Here is a 6,018-nt window from a genome sequence, read left to right on the forward strand (position 1 = left end):
AGAGTGAATAAATGAAACCAACTATTAAAAATTACGTATTTTTACATGTAGCTTTTTTGATATATTCTATCATTGTGGTTTACATGAAATGGGCAGCTAAGTTTCCCATTGCTTCCATCTCATTTTTTATTGCTTATTTCGGACTAGTTGTACTTTTATTCGGATATGCAATTTTATGGCAACAAGTAATTAAGCATTTCGAAATATCAAAAGCATATTCACATCGCGGAATTATTATACTGTGGTCAATGCTTTGGTCAGTAGTTCTATTTGGAGATACGATACAGTGGAATCATTTACTTGGTGCGGCTATTATTATCGTCGGAATTGTGGTGGTGACAAAAGATGAATAGTTATATGTTGTTATTGATCTTTGGAATCGTATTGGCCAATTACTCACAAATTTTATTAAAAAAGGCTACTTTACAGCAATATGATTCTAAATTAAAAGAATATGTAAATCCATATGTAATCATCGGTTACTCTTTATTTGTACTTAACGCAGGATTCAATATTATCGCCTTAAAGGGACTGACAATAAATCAAGTCTCTGCATTAGAATCATTAAGTTATATCATCATATTAATTTTCGGTTGGTATTTTTTAGGTGAAAAAGTAACAAAAAGAAAAGTAATTGGGAATACTATCATTTTAATGGGTGTTGTGGTGTATTTTATTAAGTAATCACTTATACAAAAAGCTCCGTTTATCACAAACGGAGCTTTTTACTATTGACCTAAATTTTGCACTTTATCTTTCAAATCTCGAACTTGATCTACCGTCTGCATAAGCTCAGAGTTTTTAAATTGCTCTACATCCACTTTGCCTTCTTCTATCTTTGTCTTCGCCGTATCAATTAACGTATTTAACTTTTCGTTATATCCGACGATTTGTTGATGAAGATCCTTTGCTACATCAGGTGGCGTTAATTCATTGAATGCGGGTATATCTTGTTTAATTTCACTAAGCTTCGTTTCTAATTCTTTTCGAGCCTCGCTATCATTAACGGCCTTTTCTGCTAATGCTGGTGCATCATTTGCAAATGCACTTATTTCATTTACATAGTCTGTCGCCTTTTGAGCATAATCTATGGAGTTCTTTCCTTCTTCCACTATTGAACATCCCATTAAACCAATTGAAACTATGAATACTAATACAATTGATTTTATTTTCATTTTAGACCCCCTTCGTCCTTATAATTGTCTGTAATTTTCTCTATACATAACTTCTAGCTAAATTGTTTATAACCTTTTTCAAATAGCTATTTACCCTCTTACATGCCCTATTATCGTTACAACATCTATTTCTATATGTACGCTTATAATATCTTCAATTATATCCATATACCCTTGTCCTATAGCTGTTCCATAGTGTAATGTAAGCCCCTTCTTTTCATATACTGACTTTGGCACTGAAAAAATAAATCTCCTCAAGTTTCTTTCATCAGCTGGTTCCATAATTAAAACAATCCCATCCTCATCAAACATATACGCTCGCCCTCCAACTTTACATTCACTATGGCTCAGTATTGCCTTGGTCAGCAAAATTTAAAACATAATAAATTAAGATACACTCTGCTCTATCATAAAGTGAAACTTTGATTAGCCCTCACAAGTCGACTCTTTATCGGCAAATAGCGGGATAAAAATAAAAAGCATTCATTCTTTTTTGTTAAGAATGAATGCTTTTTAAAAAATCAATTTCTAACTCTAGCATCTTTTTTTGACGAGGTTTTACTTTCCTTACGGGAACTCCAGCGTAAATATACCAATCATCTAAACTCTCTTTTACCATACTCATCGCACCGACTGCCGTACCTTCTCCTACCGTTACATTTGGAAAAATAATAGAATTAGCACCAATAATCACATGTTTTTTAAAAATAACTTTTTCTGCTTTCACATTCCTATATTGATTCGGGACGGTTGGCCCCATTAATGTATTTCCACTGAAATCATCAAGTACTGCATATACGATTGTTTTAGCTGAGATGTTTGCAAAATCATGCATTTCAATCCCAACTTCCCCTCCATATAACGCTGTATACGCTGATATGTGCGAATAACTTCCAATTGTGATTTTACCACTTAAAATGCAAAAATCATCAATTCTTACATGATTGCCAACTGATATAGCACTCGGATTATATATACTTGCTTTTTTACTAACCAATACATTTTTCCCAACAGATAAAAATCCAATTTTCTTTAGTTCTTCTTGACTATAAAAACTATTCATCTACCGACACCACCTTCTGCTCTAAACAGATTACAATTTGCTCTACTAGTTCTTTCGTCATTCCTTCCCATAAAGGTAAACTTACGATTCGTTTTGCTATTTTATTCGTTTTTGTTAAATCTGTCGACTTATAGTTTTTAAAAAGAACTTGTTGGTGGCAAGATGGTGAAAAGTATAATCTAGCTTCTATTTTCTGTTTTTTCAGTTCTTCTATTACTTGTATGTTGCGAACTTCTTCTGGACAAATGATAGGCATAAATTGGTGAATAACTGCTTCTGTCTTTTGGACTTTCCACCCTTTTTTCATTAACCCAGTATTTTGTAACAACTGTTTATACCATTCAGAAATACGGGTGCGTTCTTTTAATTTTTGATCCCACTTTTTTATAGTCGCAATCCCAATAGCTGCTGCGTATTCAGACATTTTACAATTAAACCCCATCATCGTGCATTCACGATTTTTATCAAATCCGAAATTCCCCATTCTTTTAATACGTTGTATATCTTCTTCGTTTTTACTATATATGAGCCCTCCTTCACCAATTCCGAAAGGCTTTGTTGCATGAAAGCTATATACGATCATTCCACTAAAATCTTGACCGTAATGCACCCCTCCATTCATTAAACCAAATCCCGGCGCCGCATCTACGACAACCGGAATCCCTTTCTTCTCTAATTCTTCATATTCTTCTAAGTTCATCCATGATCCAAAAGTGGCGTACGGGACAACAATCGCAACCTCTTCTTTTAATTCTTCTATCTTATCCAAAAGTACGGTTTTATCCATATACCAATCATCTATTGAAATATCAATAAAGTAAGGTTCCAATCCACACCAAATAGCGGCTAAGGCAGTCGCAGGGAATGTAAAGCTAGGCATGAGAGCATACTTTCCCTTTCTTCTTTTCTTTAGTTGAATAGCCGCCATTAACCCTAACGTTGCGTTTGCTACTGTTGTAACAGCCCCCCTGTTTTGAAAAAATGACGACATAATTGTTTCCTCAAAACGTTGATTTATAGGTCCATAATTCGTATATATGTGAGATGTATCAATTTCCTTCAATTCGTCCAAATACTCACTTACAGGTACAGTTGAAACACGTAAAAAAGGAATATTCTCCATATCTATCTATTCCTTCCTATCATTTTCGGACAATATAGAGCATATCTGTTTCAGATAATCCAAATTTCCTAGCACTTTTCATTCCTTGTTTTTCCGCTATGTTATATAATTCTACCTTAAATCCTGCATTCATTAATCGTTGAATAAATCCCGATTGATTGTAAATTCTCACATGATCTTCTTGACCAAAAGCTAATTTCCTCAATTGTGGTGTTACAATTAATTCATTCTCTATAATAAAATCTACATTCATTACGATCGGTACTTGAATAATTCCCCATCCATTTGGCTTTAACACTCTATATAACTCTCGCATTGCTTTGTCATCATCAGGAACGTGTTCTAACACATGGCTACATACTATTACATCAAAAGTATTACTATCATATGTAATCCTTGTAACATCAATTTCCTTCATTAATGGATCCTTTGGTTCTAAGTCACCACATACATACGTAATATTTTTATACTCGTTAAACCAATCTCTTAACTTTGCTTCAGGTGCAATATGAAGCATAGTATATTTTCTATTTAACAAGTCCGTTTCCGTTTCAATGTACGCACGGTACAATCTTTCACGATCCATCGAATTACAAACTGGACATATCCCTGTATCTTTATTCCACATTTCAAATTTATATTTCGGAAAATCATAATGTGCTGGCCAAGGTGAAAATTTTTCAAATTGTTGATTGCAATATTGGCAATAACAACATTCTTTCTCGAACATATGAGCAACTAACTTGTTTAAGCCTTTTTTTATCTTTTCATTATAAATTTGATCTAGTTCGCCATTTCTTACTGCATCCTTAACTATAAATCCCGCATTTTCTAAACAATAAGATAAACTCTCTTTATACTCACTTTCGGAGCTTAAAAACCCACTATTATATGCATCTATAATTAATTCAATCCACTCTTCAATTGTCATTAAAATAAAATGCATTTGTTTTTGATTTTGTCCACTATGCTGTCTAAAATAACTAAGAGGTTCATGTATATAAACTACTTTTCCTTTCCTCATCATATCTAGCCAAGTTGCAATGTCATTAATAGCAGAATAAGCCTTTCCTTTAAAATATCCAAACTTCCCGTCAAACAAATCCCGATTAAACAAAACTGTTGTCGGCTCACCAACTACATTTTTCAAGTTTTTTAACATATAATTTCCTAATTCTTTTCCTTCAAAAAGTGTAGTTTCTTTCGCGATTTTCATATTTAATGTTGAAGGTGGTAATATCTCTCCATTCTCATCAATCAGTTCACGATATGACGTCACAAATGAAATATTTTCTAACGTCAAAAAGTATTTCATCATTCTCTCGATCTTTTCATGATGAAATAAATCATCATCTAATAAAAAGTTTATATAGTCCCCATTCGCAAGTTCTACACACTTATTAAAGTTTTCGGCAACTAACGGCGTTTCATTTTTAACATATGTAATACACTCATATTCACGTAAGTACGGTTGAATCATAGCATTGACTTCATCATTTGTACTGTCGTCAGAAATAATAATTTCAATATTTTCATATGTTTGATTCAAAGCGCTGTTGAGTGCTAATTCCAAGTAATAAGGTCTATTGTATGCAGGAATAAGTATACTTACTTTCGGTAAAGAAGAATTATTATTTATATGTTGTTTTTTCTTTTCTATGTTTATTTTCTTCGCTCTAATTTTTTGGTAATAGTCTAATGTATATAATATTGATGATGGAACTATCCTTCTTGCATAATCTAGAAAATTAGTTATCGCTTTGTCTAACTCTTTTTCAGTGGATAAGAAACCATATTGTTCTCCTGCTATAATACTGTGTGAAAAATCTTCTAACCCATCCATCATTTTATTAGATTCATTTAACTGTTGATCTGGATGTAATCGAAAGTAACTAAGTGTCTCTGCTATATATACAGCTTTTCCTTTACTTAATAAAGATAACCATGAAGCTATATCTACGTTACATAAATACCGCCTCTTATCAAAAATCCCAAACGGTTCTTGTAAATCATTTTTACGAAATAAAACTGTTGTCGGTTCTCCAATATAATTTTTTTGATCCACAATTACCTTATTTCCTAATTCTGTTCCCGCTATAATGGTATCCTCTTCAAATAAACGGACAGTCGAATAAATATGTCGTAGCTCTTTCCCTTTATCATCAATGACTTGACGATGAGATGTTACAAGCTTAATTTCATTATCTAAATCATCGAAAAAATACTTCATCATTTTTTCAATTTTATTCACATGAAATACATCATCATCCATTAAAAAATTTATATATTCACCGTTCGCTTCATTAAATAACATTAGCGCATTTTCAAATTGTCCGAGAGTTGATCTATTTTTTATATAAATAATATTTGAATGATCACATAAGTATTTTTGTAACACTTTTTCTGTTTCATCATTCGTGCTGTCATCTCCAACTATAATTTCTATATTAGGGTACGTTTGTTCTAACACACTACATAGCGCCTTTTCAAAGTAACGAGGACGATTATACGTAGGAATTAATACACTTACCAACGGAAGTTGCTCTACCACCTCTTCAGTTCTTTCAATACGAGTTCTCATTTTAACTCTCTCACCTCTTCGCATATTATTTATATACGCGACACAAAAATCACATTACTTTAACTGTATGGAGCCT

At 32.6% G+C, this 6,018-nt stretch carries 7 protein-coding genes; 2 read left to right on the top strand and 5 right to left on the bottom strand.

From position 1 onward, the window contains the following. The first annotated feature begins 11 nt into the window (after positions 1 to 11). A complete protein-coding gene (locus ACQGSG_RS25695) occupies positions 12 to 353 on the top strand; it encodes an EamA family transporter (protein ID WP_000805132.1) in 342 nt (113 codons plus the stop codon). Further along, a complete protein-coding gene (locus tag ACQGSG_RS25700; protein ID WP_001089876.1) occupies positions 346 to 684 on the top strand; it encodes an EamA family transporter in 339 nt (112 codons plus the stop codon). The genes ACQGSG_RS25695 and ACQGSG_RS25700 overlap by 8 nt, the downstream gene beginning before the upstream one ends. A 44-nt stretch (positions 685 to 728) precedes the next feature. On the opposite strand, the gene ACQGSG_RS25705 is transcribed toward ACQGSG_RS25700, so the two are convergent. The 5 genes from ACQGSG_RS25705 to ACQGSG_RS25725 form a co-directional block, all read right to left on the bottom strand. Next, the gene (locus ACQGSG_RS25705; protein ID WP_000695229.1) at positions 729 to 1,175 is read right to left on the bottom strand and encodes a DUF6376 family protein; all 447 of its coding nucleotides are present in this window, start codon (positions 1,173 to 1,175) and stop codon (positions 729 to 731) included. Positions 1,176 to 1,265: 90 nt separating this feature from the next. After that, positions 1,266 to 1,487 carry a hypothetical protein gene (locus ACQGSG_RS25710; protein ID WP_000459099.1) on the bottom strand — a complete coding sequence of 74 codons (222 nt, stop codon included), beginning with the start codon at positions 1,485 to 1,487 and terminating at the stop codon, positions 1,266 to 1,268. Between the two features lie 184 nt (positions 1,488 to 1,671). Further along, on the bottom strand, positions 1,672 to 2,238 hold the full coding sequence (locus ACQGSG_RS25715; RefSeq protein WP_075720015.1) for an acyltransferase: 567 nt from the start codon (positions 2,236 to 2,238) through the stop codon (positions 1,672 to 1,674). Continuing rightward, entirely contained in the window at positions 2,231 to 3,361 is a 1,131-nt protein-coding gene (locus ACQGSG_RS25720) for a DegT/DnrJ/EryC1/StrS family aminotransferase (RefSeq protein WP_426948324.1), read from the bottom strand. Before ACQGSG_RS25720 ends, ACQGSG_RS25715 begins: the two co-directional genes overlap by 8 nt. A gap of 19 nt (positions 3,362 to 3,380) precedes the next feature. After that, complete coding sequence (locus ACQGSG_RS25725; RefSeq protein ID WP_098645166.1) at positions 3,381 to 5,942, bottom strand: glycosyltransferase; 2,562 nt, start codon at positions 5,940 to 5,942, stop codon at positions 3,381 to 3,383. Positions 5,943 to 6,018: the final 76 nt, after the last annotated feature.

Source organism: Bacillus sp. GMa5/1 (assembly GCF_050172015.1).
Lineage (GTDB): Bacteria > Bacillota > Bacilli > Bacillales > Bacillaceae_G > Bacillus_A > Bacillus_A cereus.